The sequence below is a fragment of the Paracoccus sp. SCSIO 75233 genome (assembly GCF_027912675.1).
GTDB lineage: Bacteria > Pseudomonadota > Alphaproteobacteria > Rhodobacterales > Rhodobacteraceae > Paracoccus.
Map to the genome: position 1 here is coordinate 216131 of NZ_CP115757.1, position 15789 is coordinate 231919.

Here is a 15789-nt window from a genome sequence, read left to right on the forward strand (position 1 = left end):
TTTCATTCCATTTCTCGCGCGATCAGGCAAGTGGGCGCGCCCGGTGATGGCGGATGAAGTCGTCGAAAAATGGATACAATTCAAGGCGAATGCCGCATATATTAATGATGCGGAAAGGTTCCCGATGACCCATCATCAGACCCGGAGAAAGGGGATGAGAACGGGTGATGGGGTGTTGAATGGTGGTCTTTCGCCATATCGCGACGCATGTCGCGTCGAAGCAGAAATTTACGAGAAATATCTCGGATATGGCGGTTGTGGACAGCTCCGCAGGGCCGGTTCTGATCGCGGTCACGAATCCGGGTGGCGGGCTGTCCAGCTATCGGATTGGTGCCGCGACATCCGCGTTGAAGCCGCTTGCCATACGGGCGGAGGGCGATTGGGGCCTGTATCATCACCAGCCGAAGCTCGCCGAGATTTCGCGTGGCAGCGACAGATATATCGTTGTGACCGGGCAAAAGGGGAGTGCGCAGCACGGATTGCAGCTAAGCAGTGATGGCGCTTTCGGATCATATGACCGCATTTTCGCAGGCAGGGAGTTGGCGGATGATGTCGTCGCCCTTCAGCCGGTTGAAGGTGGCCCGGCCGGGCGGATGCTGGCGGCCCGAAACGGAAAGCTGTCGCTTGAGCTGCATGACTGGGCGCAAGGGGGCGGGTTGAAGCCGGTCGCTGACCTCGCAGCACCTTCGAGGCCTCAGCAAGATGCGGAATATCATTATATCTCGGTCGTCTCCGCCGGGGCTGGGAGCTATGCTTTTGCTGCCGCGCCGCTTGCCAACGCCGTCACCGGGGTTCTGATCCAAAACGGCGGGCTGAAACGCATCGACGGGGTCAGTGCCGCCTCGGAAATCGGGATCGCAGCGCCGAGCGCCTTGTCGGCGCTTCAGACCGGGCATGGGCGTTATCTGATCGTTGCGGGCACGGATAGTTCATCGCTTTCCGTTTTTCGGATCGGCGCGTCCGGCAAGCTGACGGCGACGGATCACGTCATCGATACGCTGATGACCCGGTTTCAGTCGGTGACCGCGATGACGGCGGTCGAGATCAACGGGCGCGGCTACGTTATCGCAGGCGGCAGGGATGACGGGGTCACGGTTCTGATGCTCGATCCCACGGGGCGGCTGATACATCTTGCCTCGCTAAGTGATAAGGCGGAGATGGCGCTTGCGAATGTCGCCAGTCTTGAGGCCAGGGTGATCGGCGGTCAGATCGCCATTTTCGCAGCCAGCGCAACCGAGCCGGGGATTGCCCAGCTTGCTTTCGATCCGGGCCGGATCGGCTCCTCCCGGGCTGGTACTGGTGCGCTGTCCGGCACGGCGCGCGATGATATTCTGGCCGGGACGGGTGCGCAGTCGGCGCTTTCAGGCGGCGATGGCGACGATACGCTGATCGGACGGGAGAGGCGGGTGACGATGCGCGGCGGGTCCGGGCAGGATCGCTTCGTTCCAACCTATGGGGCGGAGGAGGTGAGAATTCTCGACTACAACCCGCGTCAGGACAGTCTGGACCTCTCCGAACTCGCCTTCGTTCGCAGCCTGATCGGGCTGGAAATCCGTCCGACGGCGACCGGTGCGCTTGTGAAGGCAGGCACTGTCCGGATCGAGATACTGACCGCCGACGGAACCACGCTGACAGCGGCCCATTTCCGGGAGGAGATGTTCAACCTTTCGCATTATCTGAACAATATCGATTACAGCCGGCTGGTCGATCCGGTGACGCCTGATCCCGGTCCTGAAAGCGTGCCCGTTCACAAGGCCGATACCAGCCAACCGGGAGAGGCGGGCCGGTTCGGCGTGCTGCCGCCGCCGCCATCCCGTGCCGACCCGATCCGCGGGACCGCTGCCGCCGACATCATCGTCAGAAAGGGCGGTGCTGTCGCGATGGAGGGCGCTCAGGGCAATGACTACCTCGTCGGTGGATGGGGCCCGGCCTATATCCACGGCGGTCCCGGCAACGATACGATGGTTGGTGGCGGGGCGAGTGATATGATCCTCGGCTGGTCCGGCGACGATCTTATCAAGGGTCTGCAGTCTGCGGATCGGCTGGCGGGTCAGGATGGCGACGACCTTGTCTTCGGCGGGCCGGGAAATGACCGGATCTATGGGCAGCGCGGCACCGACACGCTGCACGGCAATGCTGGAAACGACATTATCTTCGGTGGTCCGGGTGGTGACAGCCTGTTTGGCGGGCCGGGCGATGACCATCTGTCCGGTATCGGCGGACGGGATACCTTGTTCGGCGGGCCGGGTCATGACCGGCTGACCGGATTTGAGGGTTACAATATGATTTTCGGCGGACCCGGTGCGGATTGGGTGCGGGTCTGGGGGCCGAAGAACCAGATCAAGACCGGGCCGGGCGATGATACCGTGACCGGAGGGATGGAAGCCGATCTGATTTTCCTTGGCAATCACGATGACACGGCCCGGGGGCGGGCCGGTGGCGATACCATCCACGGCGGACATGGGCGCGATCAGATATTCGGCCTCGCGGGGGATGACAGCCTTCTGGGCGACAGCCATGACGACAGCCTGTATGGCGGTATCGACAACGACATCGCACGGGGTGGCGACGGCGATGATCTGGTCAAGGGCGGCTACGGTCGCGACACGCTCTATGGTGATGCCGGGATGGACAGTCTGGATGGCGGACCCGCATCGGATCTGCTGTTCGGCGGCTCCGGTGATGACGAGATGCGTGGGGGGCTGGGCGCTGACCGCCTGACGGGCGAATACGGCAGCGATACGCTTTTCGGGGATGCGGATAGCGATCACCTCGATGGCGGGGCGGGGATAGATCTTCTGGATGGCGGAGACGGCAACGACACGCTGTTGGGCGGGGATGGGGATGACCGGCTGACCGGTGGTGCAGGAGATGATCTGTTACAGGGAGGGGGCGGTGACGATACGTTACTGGCAGGCAGCGGGCAGAACCGCTTGATCGGGGGTGAGGGGGCTGACCGCTTCGTCTTCGAACCATTCCCCGGTCAGTTGCGCCGCGACCGGATCGAGGATTTTGAACCCGACCGGGACGCCATTGATCTTTCGGATCTGGCGACGGGAATGGTCTGGATGGCCAGCGCAAGTCTGAGCGGACAGGGCCGTCCGGAGCTGCGAACTCAGCCAATCCACGGCGGAACGCAGCTTCAGATTGATCTGAACGGCGACGGCGCGACCGATCACTTTATCGACGTTCTCGGTCGCGGTCTCAGCGTGTTTGACCTGATACTCTGACCGGCGCGGCTATTTGCCGGTGATCAGCGTCCACCAGATTTTTCTGGACGGCTCCTGATACCACGCGAAACCCAGCGTTCTGGCGGTCGGGTCCATGATAACGTCCCGTGTGTCGCGGGTTTCCATCCATGCCTGAAGGGTGGCGATGTCGTTTTCGTAGCTTTCGCTGATATTCTCACCGACCAGCCTGCCGGAATAGCCCGCCCGTTGTGCCCGATCCAGCGGCGACGACCCGTCGGAGCCGAAATGCCACGCGCGGTTCTGGGCCGCCATGTCGCGGGAATGCGCGGCGGCGGCTGCATTCAGCGCCGGGTCCAGTGACAACGGCGCGGCGCCCGATCCGGCGCGCAGCATATTGACCTGATTCAGGACGCGATCGGGAATTGCCGCAGCCTCGGCACTGTTGATCGTGTAGGCGACCGGAACCGACTGATCCGGCGCCCCCATCTGCGCACCCGGTGTCCGGGATACGCAACCGGCCAGCGTCAGGCCTGCCGCAAGTAACAGAATAATATTTCTCATACTGCCCTCGTGTTTTGGTTCATGGTTTACCCGCGACGTCCTGTCCTTCAAAGGCAATAATGCGTGATTTTCACAACAATTCTGCTTCTAATTGCACAACTGACGGCAGTTTGATTTGCCTGAATCACCTGCGTCGCCATAATTTCATCTGTATCAATGAGGCCGCGTCAGACGGCCCGAGCAGGAGATACATGATGACCTCACAGAGTCGCGGCGTCAGTCGGCGTCGCTTTGTCACGTCGGTCGCCGCAGCCGGTCTGGGTGGGCTGGCCGCCCCCGCCATCGCGCAGCAAACCCCCGATGCAGGCCGGGTGCAGTATGATCCCGAGGCGGATCAGCGGCGCAATATTTCCAGTTTCCGTGCGCAGGACTGGCAACCCTATTTCCCGACGCTGGCCAAGGGGGCGATCCTTTGCGATCTGACCTCGCGGGCGGTGCATTTCTGGTCGGAGGATGAAAGCATCTATCGCCTCTACCCGTCCTCGATCCCGGTAAGCAAGGATCTGACGCGCAAGGGCCGGACAGAGATCATCAAGAAGGTGGTCGGCCCAAGCTGGGCGCCGACGCCCGAGATGAAGAAGCGCAACCCGGAATGGCCGGATTTCGTGCCGCCGGGGCCGGACAATCCGCTGGGGACGCATGCGCTGTGGTTCAGCTGGCAATACTACCGGCTGCACGGCACGCATGACACGCGCAAGATCGGGCGCAAGTCGTCCAATGGCTGCATCGGTCTCTATAACGAGCATATCAAGGAAATGTACGACCTGACCCAGATCGGGACGCAGGTGCTGCTGATCTAGCTGGTTGGCCTGTTGCGCAAACTTTGGCGTTCAGGGGCTGTCCCGGTTCCTGAACCTGTATCGCCGTTTCAGTCGACCAATGCGTCCAGCCGCGCCGCACAGATGAAGTCGTTATCGGTCAGCCCGCCCGCGTCGTGGGTTGAGAACTCGACCTCGCAATAACCATAGCCGAAGCGGATATCGGGGTGGTGGCCCTGCTTGTTGCCGAGCCATGCCGCGAGGTTCGCCATTTCGACCGCCCGCAGAAATCCCTTGAACTCGAAGCGGCGAGAGATGGATTTCGCGTCGTCGGACAGTGACCATCCATCCAGCCGCGCAAGCATGTCTGCGGCAGCGTCAGCACCATATGCCTCCGTCCCGTCCTCGCAGGCGACGCAATTCCGGGTGGCGAGTTCGTTATCTGTCATGTCGTCCTCCATCGGCTCAGGTCGCCCCGGAGCATTTCGCCCCGAAGCTACGGCCTACCCAGCCTAACCGCCGGACGCGAAGAAGGATCCGCTTTTCAGACCCAGCCGGTGATATTGTCCCCGATCACGTTCAGCATCACCTCGATATGATCGGGGTCGGCGTTCAGGCAGGGGATATAGGTGAAGCGCTTGCCGCCCGCATGCTCGAAACTTTCGCGGATCTCGCCGTTGATCTCCTCCAGCGTCTCGATGCAATCCGATGCAAAGGCGGGGGAGATGACGGCGATGTCGGTATGGCCCTGCTTTGCAAGCTCCGCGACATGTTCGACGGTATAGGGACGCAGCCATTCCTCCGGTCCGAAAACCGACTGGAAGGTGGTGTCGATGATACCGTCATCCCAGCCCAGAGCCTCCTTCAGCAGGCGCGAGGTCTTCTGGCATTGGCAGTGATAGGGGTCGCCTTCGGTCAGGTAGCGTTTGGGCATCCCGTGATAGGAGGCGACCAGCTTTGCGGGGGGGTTCCCATCAAGCGCGCGTGTGACCGACGCGGCAAGCGCCTCGATATAGTCTGGCCGGTCGAAATAGGGTTCGACCGTGCGCACCGCCGGTTGCCATTTCTGCGTCATCAGGGCGCGGAACAGCTGATCATTCGCGGTTGCCGACGTGGCACCGGCATATTGCGGATAAAGCGGCAGGAACACGATCCGGCGGCATCCCGCTTCAATCATCCGGTCCAGAACCTCCTGCGTGGAGGGATTTCCGTAGCGCATGCAGAAATCGACCATGACCCGGTCGCCCCATTCCTCATGCGCCCGCACGCGCAGCGCCTCGGCCTGATCGCGGGTGATGGTCATCAGCGGGCTTTCGCCCTTCTCCTCGTTCCAGATCAGCTTGTAATTGGCGCCGGAACTGAACGGACGCTTGGTCAGGATGATCCCCTGCAGAAGTGGCTGCCATTTCCATGATGGATAGTCGATGACCCGCTTGTCGGAGAGAAACTCGTTCAGATAGCGGCGCATCGACCAGTAATCATAGCCATCCGGCGTCCCGAGATTGGCGATCAGGATTCCGGTCTTGCCTTGCGGGATCTTCGGGTGATCGGCTGGAGCGTGTTCCATCAGGTCCTCGTCTTGAGTACATCGGCCAGCGGCAGTTTCGCCGAGCCGGGCCGCAGTGGCTGTTGCTGGCTGGGATCAGGGGCCCAGCCGGTCAGGAAAATCAGGTCGAATGTCGCACGAATGCGGGACGGATCGTCCGGGTCGGGGTAGCGGGTGGCGTAATCGGCGGCGGCGCGGTCGAAGATCTCGCGCCGGGTGGCGTGGCGCGGTCTGGCGGCGAGGGCATTGGTCTCGCCCATGGCGCGCAGATCGCGGATCAGATGGAACAGATCGCGGTAAGATGCGGGCAAGGTCAGGTGATCGGCGACGGGCAGGGCCAGTCCGGCGCGCGACAGCAGGCCACCCATATCGCGAAGCTCGCCCATCGGCAGCAGGCGGGGCGACAGCCCGCCGGTCGTGTCGATCTCTGCCCGCGTAAGGACATCGCGCAACTCGTTCAGCGTGTCGCCGCCGAAGCAGACCGCGATGAACAACCCGTCCGGTTTCAGGGCGCGGGCGCATTGGACGATCTGGCCGACGGGATCCTCGGCCCAGTGCAGCGACATGGCGTGGATGACGAGGTCGAGGTCGCCGGGCAGGTCCAGAACTTCGGTATCCGGCACAGCGATTGCGTCCGGAAACCACCCCTGCCACAATTCCGGCCAGCCGGTCACGAGACCCACGCGTGTAAACCGCCTGTTAATCTCCGCCAGCCTATCCTCGATTTCATCGGCAGCGATTCGATGAAGTGGATCAGCCACGCCGAAGCCCCGCGCTCGATCTCGGCGCTGTATGAGCGCGGGGCGGTCTATCAGACGATTGACCTGCGCCGCGGTGATTGGGGTTTCGGGGCTCATGGGCGCGATTCATAGAGGCGTTCCCGCGGCGATGAAAGCGGCTTTACAGCTGATCTATCCGCCGCAATGTCTTGCGTGCGGGATGTCCGTTGCGAATGATGGCTCGCTATGTCCGGCGTGCTGGCGCGATTGCGAGTTCGTCTCTGGCTGCTGCTGCCACCTCTGCGGCGTACCGCTGCCGGGAATCGCGGATGCGGCTGAACTTCTGACTTGCGACGACTGTCTGACCACAGCCCGACCCTGGGTGTCCGCGCGGGCGGCGCTGGTCTATCGTGGCGTCGGTCGCAATCTGACGATGGCCTTGAAGCACGGCGACCGGCCCGATCTTGCGAAACCGCTGGGTGCGTGGCTGGCGCAGGCGGCGGCCGGGATCGTCGTGCGGGATATGGCCGTGGTGCCGGTGCCGATCCATCCGCTGAGACTGATGTCGCGAAAATACAATCAGGCGGCGCTGCTGTCGGCTCAACTGGCGCGTTGGCATGATGTCGAACATATCGCCGATGCATTGCGTCGGGAACGGCAAACGGATTCGCAGGGGCGGAAGAACCTTGCCGCGAGGGTGGAGAACCTTCGGGGCGCGATGTCTGTGCATCCGGCCAGAAAGCGGCGGATCAGCGGGCGGGCTGTTTTGCTGGTTGATGATGTCATGGCATCTGGCGCAACGCTTTGCGCAGCCGCGACTGCGCTTGAATTGGCAGGGTGTGGGCCGGTCTGCGTGGCGGTCCTTGCCCGGGCGGTCAAGGACTGAGATGCCTTGATGAAGGGAATGCGCTGTCCGGGCAACGCGCTTTTCTGGAAATCCTGGCCGGGACCGACTAAATCCAACTTGCCCCTGCGGCAGAGCATATTCGCTGAACGAAAGGACATATCTTGGCCCAAATCGAGATCTACACCACCCCGACCTGCCCCTACTGCATTGCGGCCAAGAAGCTGCTGCAAAGCAAAAATGCCGCTTATGCAGAAACAGATGTCAGCCGCGATCCGTCGCTGCGTGAGGCGATGATGAAACGTGCCGGGGGGCGTCGCTCGGTGCCGCAGATCTTCATTGACGGCAAGCATATTGGCGGATCGGACGATCTACATGCGCTGGAAAAGGCGGGCAAGCTCGACCCGCTTCTGGCGGCCTGAACATGGTCGAACGGCTGTCCGCCGGGCTGGTCCAGCTTTCGGTCGGGGACGACCCGGCGGCGAATTTGCCGCAGACGCGGGAGCTGATTTCCGAGGCCGCCGGACAGGGCGCTTCGCTGATCCTGACGCCGGAATGCACGAATATCATCTCCTCCGACCGGGCGTGGCAGCAAACCGTGTTACGGACGGAGGCCGACGATCCCACGCTTGCCGCGCTGCGGGCGCAGGCGGCGGAGCTGAGTGTCTGGCTGCTGATCGGGTCGCTGGCCCTCAGGACCGGGGAGCCCGATGAAAGCCGATTTGCAAATCGCAGCTTCCTGATCGCGCCGGATGGCCGGATCGTGGCGCGATATGACAAGATCCACATGTTCGATGTCACGATTTCCGAAACCGAAGCTTACCGTGAATCGAAGGCCTACCGACCGGGTCGGCAGGCCGTGGTGGCGGATGGTCCGGGGCGGATCGGGATGAGCGTGTGTTACGATATCCGTTTTCCGATGCTCTATCGCGGGCTTGCGCAGGCCGGTGCGCAGGTTCTGAGCGTTCCGGCAGCGTTCAACGATACGACCGGGGCGGCGCATTGGCATGTGCTTCTGCGCGCCCGTGCGATTGAGACGGGGTGTTATGTTCTCGCCCCGGCGCAATGCGGGCTGCATGATGCCACCCATGCCGCAAAACCGCGGGCGCGGCGCAGCTATGGTCATAGTCTTGCGGTTTCTCCCTGGGGCGAGGTCTTGGCGGATGCAGGGGAAATGCCGGGGATCACTATGGTTTCACTTGACTTGCGCCAAGTGGACAAGGCACGTTCACGCATTCCTGCCGTCAGTTATGACCAACCCTTCGAAGCGCCTTGACCGACCTGCCAGCCCCCTTGGACGATCTGTCCCGTAACTCCGTCGCTGCGAGCCTCTTTGCCGAGGTGCTCGTGGTTGAGCAGTTGGCCCGCGCCATGATCGGGCGCGCCCTGCCGGGTGGCATGCAGATTTCCCATTTTTCGGTGCTGAATCTGCTGGCGCACCTGTCGGAAGAGCGGACGCCTGCGCAACTGGCCGAGGCGTTTCATGTGACCCGTGGTGCGATGACCAACACGCTGGCGCGGCTGGAATGGGCGGGGCATGTGCATATCCGTCCCGACTGGGACGATGCACGTCGGAAGTTCGTGTCGATCAGCCCGGCGGGGCGGGCTGCGCGGGATGCGGCCCTTGCGGCGATTTTGCCCGCCATGTCGGATGTTGTCCGCGATGTCGGGCCAGAGCGGGCACGGGCGGCGCTGCCGGTGCTGCGGGCCTTGCGGGACCGGCTGGAAGAGGGCGACTGAACGGGTTCAGCCGAGCCGCGCGGCAAGTCGCATGGCATGGCTGGGATCGGTTGCCACCTGTGGCATGACCGGATCATAGGCCGCGCGGATCAGGCGGGCCAGGGGGTCCGAAGCGGAAATCTCCTGCGCGAAACTCAGCATGGAACGCATCGCGAGCGTCTCCGCCAGCATGGCGGGGTGGGCGTCGGCGAGCGCACCGCCCATTCGGGTGAATGACAGGCTGGCGCGGATCGATCCGTCCGCGTCAAAGCGCTGGATCTGGTAGTGATCCGCATTGGTCGCTTTCAACCGCGCCGGAAGGTCTGGCTGCCCGGTCAGGCGATCCAGATCCGGGATGCCGTCCAGCTCCTGCCATTCCCGACAGAAGAACATCATCAGATTCGCACCCATCTCCGGGTCGGTGTCGGTGATCGGGTGTCCGGCATGGGCGAAGGCGGCCCGGATCGCGGCGCGGAAGATATCGAGGCTCTCATCCGCCAGACCGAAGATCACCGGGGCGACCGGGCGGCCCCATCTTGCGCATCGGTATTGTCCGTCGGAGGTGAACAGGGCGGTGATTTCATCCAGTGTCAGTTCCATCGTGGCGGCGTCTCCGGCTGCGGCAGTGCGGCCTTCCAACCCGCTTGTGCCTGCAGGGTCAAGGGTGGCCCCGGCGGAAAAGCCTTGGCATGTCACGGATGTGAGGCGGTACGGCGCTTGTTCCCTGCCGTGTCTGAGATATAAGGGGCCGCACGACTAAGGCAGGACGACATGAGCCACGAGAGCGACAGTTTCATCGACGAAGTCACCGAAGAGGTGCGCCGAGACCGGCTTTATCGGCTGTTCCGGCGCTATGGCTGGATCGGGCTGCTGGTGATTGCCATCATCGTGGGTGGCGCCGCGTGGCGCGAATACGCCAATAATCAGCGGCGCACGGCGGCGGAAGCCTGGGGCGATGCGGTTCTGGCGGCGCAGAATTCGGATGATCCGGTGGCGGGACTTGCCGCCCTTGATGGTGGCGGCAATGCCAACCGTACGGCATTGGGCGACCTGCTGGCCGCTGGTGCCGCGATGGAGGCGGACGGTCAGGCCGCTGCGCAGCCCTATCTGGAACGTGCGGCAGCCGAAGGCGGCGATGACGTGCTGACCGATCTGGCGCGGCTGAAGGCCGTGATTGCCGCCGGAGAGTCGCTGGATCAGGCGGATCGCGATGCCGCACTGACCGATCTTTCAAAACCCGGCGCGCCGTTCCGCCTGCTCGCGCTTGAACAGAAGGCCGTGGCCCTGATCGCCGCAGACCGGAACGACGATGCACTGACGCTGATCCGTGAGATACAGAACGAGGACGGTGTCAGTCAGGCCCTGCAAACTCGTCTGGCCCAGATGGTCATCATGCTCGGCGCGGATCTGGAAGACGACCCGATGGGCGCGGACGCGACCTCGCCGGACAATAACACTGCCCCAGCCCCCGCCGACGCTGAATGAGGAGAGCCCTGTCATGACGCGGAACCTCACCCCCTTACCCGCCGGCATTGCCGTGCTGCTTTTGCTGGCCGTCGCAGCCTGTGGCGAGCGGGAAACCATTTTGCCGGGGGAGCGGCTTGATCCGCGTGCCATCGGCTCCCCCGACGGGCCCGTGGTCGAAGCGCCGGTCGCGACCACATCCGCGCTTTCGCTGCCTGCGATGCGCGCGAACGCCGAATGGACGCATCGTGGCGGCAACGCAGCCCATAACAGTGGTCATGTCGCACTCGGCGCAGGAACGCAGCAGGTATTTGCGGCGCCGATCGGTCAGGCGGCTGGCAAACGGCATCGCATAACGGCCGATCCCATCGTGGCTGCTGGCCGTGTTTTCACGCTGGACAGTGTCGCGCTGGTCACAGCGACCTCGCAAAGCGGCGGCCGGGCGTGGTCGACCGATCTGACACCCGCCGGGGAGAGCCGCGAGAGCGTGTCCGGCGGCGGTCTTGCCTATGAGGGCGGGAAGATCTTTGCGACGACCGGTCATGGCCAGCTTGTCGCGCTTGATGCTGTCAGCGGGTCGATCCTGTGGCGGCAGGATGTCGGCGCCCCGATTGGCGGTGCCCCGACAGTTGAAAATGGCGTTGTCTATATCACCAACCGCTCTTCCACGGGCTTCGCGGTGCGGGCATCTGATGGCAAGCTCCTGTGGCAGGTCGCGGGCATTCCGCAGCCGACCGCGGTGATGGGTGTGGCCGCACCCGCGGTTTCGGGCGATATGGCGGTGTTCCCCTTCGCCTCCGGGCAGGTGCTGGCCGTTGATCGCGAGACCGGGATTGAACGCTGGTCCGCCCAGGTCGCGGGAAACCGTATCGGGCGTGCCGTGGCCTATATCCGTGACATGACCGGGGAGCCGGTGATCGCGGGCGATACGATTTATGCGGGTACATCGTCGGGACGGATTGCAGCATTTGACCGGGAGACCGGCGCGCAGCTCTGGTCGGCGCGGGAGGGTGCGGGCTCGCCCGTGCTGCCGGTCGGGAATGCGGTTTTCGCGGTCAACGACCAGAACCAGCTTGTGCGTCTGGATCGCGCGACCGGCGGGCTGATCTGGGCCCGCGACCTGCCATTCTATACGGATGAGCGGGTGCGCAAGCAGGACAGCATCCACGTCCAGTATGGCCCGGTTCTCGCAGGTGGACGGCTGTTCGTTGCGTCGTCAGATGGGGTTTTGCGCGCCTTCGATCCGGCCTCCGGCAGCACTGTGTCACAGACTGCCATTCCGGGCGGCGCTGCGACCGCGCCCGTCGTGGCCGGTCAGACGCTTTACGTCACCGGGCGTGACGGAAATCTCTACGCCTTCCGATGAGCTTTACCCTTGCCATTGTGGGCCGACCGAATGTCGGCAAGTCGACACTGTTCAACCGGCTGGTTGGCAAACGTCTGGCACTGGTGGACAACCAGCCCGGCGTGACGCGCGATCTGCGTGAAGGGCAGGGCCGGCTTGGCGATCTGCGCTTTATCGTCGTGGATTCCGCCGGGCTTGAAATGGCCGAGGATGACAGCCTGCAGGGCCGGATGCGCCGCCTGACCGAGCGCGCCGTGGACGAGGCGGATGTCGCGCTTTTCGTCATCGATGCGCGGACCGGGATCACTGCAGCGGACGAGTATTTCGCCGATATCCTGCGCAAGCGGGCCAAACACGTCATCCTCGCCGCCAACAAATCCGAGGGTCGTGCGGGGGAGGCGGGCGCGCTGGAAGCCTATTCGCTCGGGCTGGGCGAACCACTGCGGATCTCGGCGGAGCATGGCGAGGGGATGGAGGATATTTATGCCAGGCTGAAACCCCTTGCTGCCGAGCTGACCGCGCAGAACGCCGTGCATGAACCAGCCGTCGATGTCGATCTGCCCGAAGATGCGGAGTTTGACGAGGATGCGCCCCCCGACTGGATGCCGACCGAGGCGCGGCCGTTGCAGATTGCCGTCATCGGGCGGCCAAATGCGGGTAAGTCGACGCTGATCAATAAGATCCTCGGCGAGGACCGGCTGCTGACCGGGCCGGAAGCCGGGATCACTCGCGATGCGATCTCTGTCCGGGCCGAGCTGATGGGCACGCCGATGCGCATCTTCGACACGGCCGGTATGCGAAAGCGCGGGCGGGTTACGGATAAGCTGGAGAAGCTGTCCGTGGCTGACGGGCTGCGCGCGGTCCGCTTTGCCGAGGTCGTGGTTGTGCTGCTGGATGTGGCAATCCCATTCGAGCAGCAGGATCTGCGGATCGCCGATCTGGCCGAGACCGAGGGGCGGGCCGTGGTCGTCGCGGCGAATAAATGGGACCTGGAAGAGGACAAGCCTGAGAAGCTGAAGGAGCTGCGCCAGTCCTTTGAAAGGCTGCTTCCGCAGTTGAAGGGCGCGCCGCTGGTTACGGTGTCCGCGCGGACGGGCAAGGGGCTGGACCGGCTGCATAACGCGATCATGCAGGCCTATGCCGTGTGGAACCGCCGCGTGTCCACCTCGAAGCTGAACAACTGGCTTGAAGCGATGACCGAGGCGCATCCGCCCCCGGCCCCCGGCGGGCGACGGATTCGGCTGCGCTATATGACGCAGGTGAAGACGCGGCCCCCGGCCTTCGTGGTCAAGGCAACGCATACGGACAAGATCCCCGAAAGCTATCACCGTTATCTGGTGAACGGGCTGCGGACGGATTTCAATATGCCGGGCACCCCGATTCGCATCTTTTTCCGCGATCAGGGCAAGGTGAACCCGTATCGTCACAAGGCAGAAAAGATCAGCCAGTCCGGGGCGCTCGCCAAGCACAAGAACCGGCAGAAGCCGCAGGGTAGCTGATCAGGTTGTGACGCGGACCAGAAGGAAGGTCAGCGACGCAATTGCGAGGACGGAGTTCACGGCGATGATCGGGGCAGCATCGATCATCGCTGCCGCGACGGCCAGAAATGCAAACATCACCGTAATCGTGCAGAGCGGATTATGCGGGATGCGCATCTGAACAGCCATTGTCGTGATGCAGGCGAGTATCGCGCCGGAAATCGATGCAAGCTCTGGCGGTATGGCCATCGCGTCGTTGATGAAAGAGGAAAAGGCGGTAAAGGTCAGCATTGTCGCCCAGCCCAACAGAATTCCGACAAACGGATTGCGCGCCAGTCTTTCATCAGAAAATTTGCGGCTGACGATAGAAATATGGGCCATCAGCATCAGGACGCACATGAGAAACCCCGGCAGCGGGGCCTCCAGCGCGACCCAGGGCGATATGGCTGCCAGCACAAACGCACCGACCAGCAGTGCGACATCGGCGGGCCGCAATGCGTCGTCGCCATGAAAGCGATAGATCAACTGCGCCGCGAACAGCAGGGACGCGGTCCACACGGCGACAAGGATGATCCATGTCGCCGGATCCTCCGGGATCAGAAAAACCGCTGCAAGCAGGTTGGGTGCGAAGTCGATTTCTTCGGTTATGAAGATGGGCAGCGGGTTTTGGTCCAGCGAGAACGCCATTTTCATGCTGCTGGCGACAAAAAACAGGACCGAAAGACCTACGAGCAGTGATCCAATGCGCTTCATCTTTTCTCAGCCTCTTTCCCTTGCCGGTCGTGCAGCCGCAGGAGAGACCCTATGGCTGCAAACCTATTCCAGAATGCCGTCTGCGCGCAGAAGGGATTTTCCCCCCAGATAGTGATGCAGCACCTCTGGCAACCGGACCGAACCGTCGGCCTGTTGCCCGTTTTCCAGCACCGCGATGAGCGCGCGCCCGACGGCGAGCCCCGATCCATTCAGACTATGCACGAATTCCGGCTTGCCGCCACCCTCCGGCCGGAAGCGGGCATTCATGCGCCGCGCCTGAAAATCGCCGCAATAGCTGACGGAGCTGATTTCGCGATAGGTTTGCTGCCCCGGCAGCCAGACCTCGATATCATGCGTAATGCGCGCGCCGAACCCCATATCGCCGGTACACAGCACGACCGTGCGATAGGGCAGGCCCAGCCCTTCGAGGATCGCTTCGGCACAGCCTGTCATCCGCGCATGTTCTGCCATTCCGGCATCCGGGTGCGTGATCGAGACCATTTCAACCTTCTCGAACTGGTGCTGGCGCAGCATTCCGGCGGTATCGCGTCCGGCGCTGCCGGCTTCGGAGCGGAAACATTGCGAATGGGCCACCATGCGGCGCGGCAGGGTGGCTTCGTCCACCACTTCACCGTTTACGGTGTTGGTCAGCGGCACTTCCGATGTCGGGATCAGCCACCAGCCTTCGCGGGTCTGGTAGCTGTCATCGCCGAATTTCGGAAGCTGACCTGTCCCCTCCATCATTTCGGACAGGACAAGGACCGGGGTCCAGGTTTCCGTCAGGCCGTGTTGGTCGACATGGGTATCGATCATGTATTGGGCGAGGGCGCGATGAATGCGGGCAACCGCGCCTTGAAGCACCACGAAGCGCGAGCCGGAAAGCTTTGCGGCAGTCGCGAAATCCATCAGCGGCTTGACGCCTGGCAGCTCGTAATGCTCGACCGGCGTGAAATCGAAGCTGGGGGGTGTGCCCCAGCGTTTGATCTCGACATTGTCGTTTTCGTCGGCGCCAACGGGTACATTTTCCAACGGCAGGTTTGGAATGGACATCAGCAGATCGCGCAGCTTCTTGTCCAGCTCGCCCGCCTCCGCCTGCATTCCGGCGATCCGGGATTTCGTCTCCGCAACCAGTGCGCGCAGGCGTTCAAACTCGGCCTCGTCACCCTTGGCTTTTGCCGCGCCGACCTGCTTGCTGGCGCGGTTCTGTTCGGCCTGTGCTTCCTCGGCGGCCTGAATGCGCGCCCGGCGGGTCTCATCAAGCGACAGGATGTCGGCGGAAACAGGCGCGGCCCCAAGACGTTTCAGCGCGGCGTCGAAGGCTTCGGGGTTTTCGCGGATGGCGCGGATGTCGTGCATGGCAGAACCTGTCTAACGTATTCGGTTCGGGTGTTAGCCGAAGCCGGGCAGAATT

Annotated in this window: 16 protein-coding genes; 9 read left to right on the top strand and 7 right to left on the bottom strand. The window is 63.0% G+C overall.

Going from position 1 to position 15789, the window contains the following annotated elements; all coding sequences use genetic code 11:
- The first annotated feature begins 179 nt into the window (after nucleotides 1–179).
- Entirely contained in the window at nucleotides 180–3230 is a 3051-nt protein-coding gene (locus tag PAF12_RS01090; protein ID WP_271108180.1) for a calcium-binding protein, read from the top strand.
- Nucleotides 3231–3239: 9 nt separating this feature from the next.
- On the opposite strand, the gene PAF12_RS01095 is transcribed toward PAF12_RS01090, so the two are convergent.
- Nucleotides 3240–3752: a CAP domain-containing protein gene (locus PAF12_RS01095; RefSeq protein WP_271108181.1), complete on the bottom strand. Its 513-nt coding sequence runs from the start codon at nucleotides 3750–3752 to the stop codon at nucleotides 3240–3242.
- A 191-nt stretch (nucleotides 3753–3943) separates the two neighbouring features.
- Here PAF12_RS01095 and PAF12_RS01100 point away from each other — a divergent pair, with 191 nt between their 5' ends.
- Nucleotides 3944–4552: a L,D-transpeptidase gene (locus tag PAF12_RS01100; protein ID WP_271108182.1), complete on the top strand. Its 609-nt coding sequence runs from the start codon at nucleotides 3944–3946 to the stop codon at nucleotides 4550–4552.
- A 68-nt stretch (nucleotides 4553–4620) separates the two neighbouring features.
- Here PAF12_RS01100 and PAF12_RS01105 read toward each other — a convergent pair whose 3' ends face one another.
- The 3 genes from PAF12_RS01105 to PAF12_RS01115 form a co-directional block, all read right to left on the bottom strand.
- Entirely contained in the window at nucleotides 4621–4959 is a 339-nt protein-coding gene (locus tag PAF12_RS01105; RefSeq protein WP_271108183.1) for a 4a-hydroxytetrahydrobiopterin dehydratase, read from the bottom strand.
- A gap of 95 nt (nucleotides 4960–5054) precedes the next feature.
- Nucleotides 5055–6077, bottom strand: a complete 1023-nt coding sequence (gene hemH / locus PAF12_RS01110; protein ID WP_271108184.1) for a ferrochelatase — start codon at nucleotides 6075–6077, stop codon at nucleotides 5055–5057.
- Nucleotides 6077–6913, bottom strand: coding sequence for a methyltransferase domain-containing protein (locus PAF12_RS01115; protein ID WP_271108185.1), 837 nt, complete (start codon nucleotides 6911–6913; stop codon nucleotides 6077–6079). The genes hemH and PAF12_RS01115 overlap by 1 nt, the downstream gene beginning before the upstream one ends.
- A 31-nt stretch (nucleotides 6914–6944) precedes the next feature.
- Here PAF12_RS01115 and PAF12_RS01120 point away from each other — a divergent pair, with 31 nt between their 5' ends.
- From PAF12_RS01120 to PAF12_RS01135, 4 genes are all read left to right on the top strand, one after another.
- Nucleotides 6945–7661 (top strand): double zinc ribbon domain-containing protein, encoded by a 717-nt coding sequence (locus PAF12_RS01120; protein WP_271108186.1) that lies wholly within the window; start codon nucleotides 6945–6947, stop codon nucleotides 7659–7661.
- A gap of 122 nt (nucleotides 7662–7783) precedes the next feature.
- On the top strand, nucleotides 7784–8041 hold the full coding sequence (gene grxC / locus PAF12_RS01125) for a glutaredoxin 3 (protein ID WP_271108187.1): 258 nt from the start codon (nucleotides 7784–7786) through the stop codon (nucleotides 8039–8041).
- Nucleotides 8042–8055: 14 nt separating this feature from the next.
- Nucleotides 8056–8895 (top strand): carbon-nitrogen hydrolase family protein, encoded by an 840-nt coding sequence (locus PAF12_RS01130; protein WP_271109622.1) that lies wholly within the window; start codon nucleotides 8056–8058, stop codon nucleotides 8893–8895.
- Complete coding sequence (locus PAF12_RS01135) at nucleotides 8892–9359, top strand: MarR family winged helix-turn-helix transcriptional regulator (RefSeq protein WP_271108188.1); 468 nt, start codon at nucleotides 8892–8894, stop codon at nucleotides 9357–9359. Before PAF12_RS01130 ends, PAF12_RS01135 begins: the two co-directional genes overlap by 4 nt.
- A gap of 6 nt (nucleotides 9360–9365) precedes the next feature.
- On the opposite strand, the gene PAF12_RS01140 is transcribed toward PAF12_RS01135, so the two are convergent.
- A complete protein-coding gene (locus PAF12_RS01140) occupies nucleotides 9366–9977 on the bottom strand; it encodes a hypothetical protein (protein ID WP_368045153.1) in 612 nt (203 codons plus the stop codon).
- Nucleotides 9978–10109: 132 nt separating this feature from the next.
- Here PAF12_RS01140 and PAF12_RS01145 point away from each other — a divergent pair, with 132 nt between their 5' ends.
- Genes PAF12_RS01145 through der form a run of 3 tightly spaced genes read left to right on the top strand, consistent with a single transcriptional unit; the run spans nucleotide 10110 to nucleotide 13646 of the window.
- Nucleotides 10110–10823 (top strand): tetratricopeptide repeat protein, encoded by a 714-nt coding sequence (locus tag PAF12_RS01145; RefSeq protein ID WP_271108189.1) that lies wholly within the window; start codon nucleotides 10110–10112, stop codon nucleotides 10821–10823.
- 13 nt (nucleotides 10824–10836) lie between these two features.
- The gene (locus PAF12_RS01150) at nucleotides 10837–12168 is read left to right on the top strand and encodes a PQQ-binding-like beta-propeller repeat protein (protein ID WP_271108190.1); all 1332 of its coding nucleotides are present in this window, start codon (nucleotides 10837–10839) and stop codon (nucleotides 12166–12168) included.
- Nucleotides 12165–13646, top strand: a complete 1482-nt coding sequence (der, locus tag PAF12_RS01155; RefSeq protein WP_271108191.1) for a ribosome biogenesis GTPase Der — start codon at nucleotides 12165–12167, stop codon at nucleotides 13644–13646. The genes PAF12_RS01150 and der overlap by 4 nt, the downstream gene beginning before the upstream one ends.
- Here der and PAF12_RS01160 read toward each other — a convergent pair whose 3' ends face one another.
- Nucleotides 13647–14378 (bottom strand): hypothetical protein, encoded by a 732-nt coding sequence (locus tag PAF12_RS01160; protein ID WP_271108192.1) that lies wholly within the window; start codon nucleotides 14376–14378, stop codon nucleotides 13647–13649. It abuts the gene before it with no gap.
- Between the two features lie 63 nt (nucleotides 14379–14441).
- The gene (serS, locus tag PAF12_RS01165) at nucleotides 14442–15734 is read right to left on the bottom strand and encodes a serine--tRNA ligase (protein WP_271108193.1); all 1293 of its coding nucleotides are present in this window, start codon (nucleotides 15732–15734) and stop codon (nucleotides 14442–14444) included.
- Nucleotides 15735–15789 lie beyond the last annotated feature (55 nt).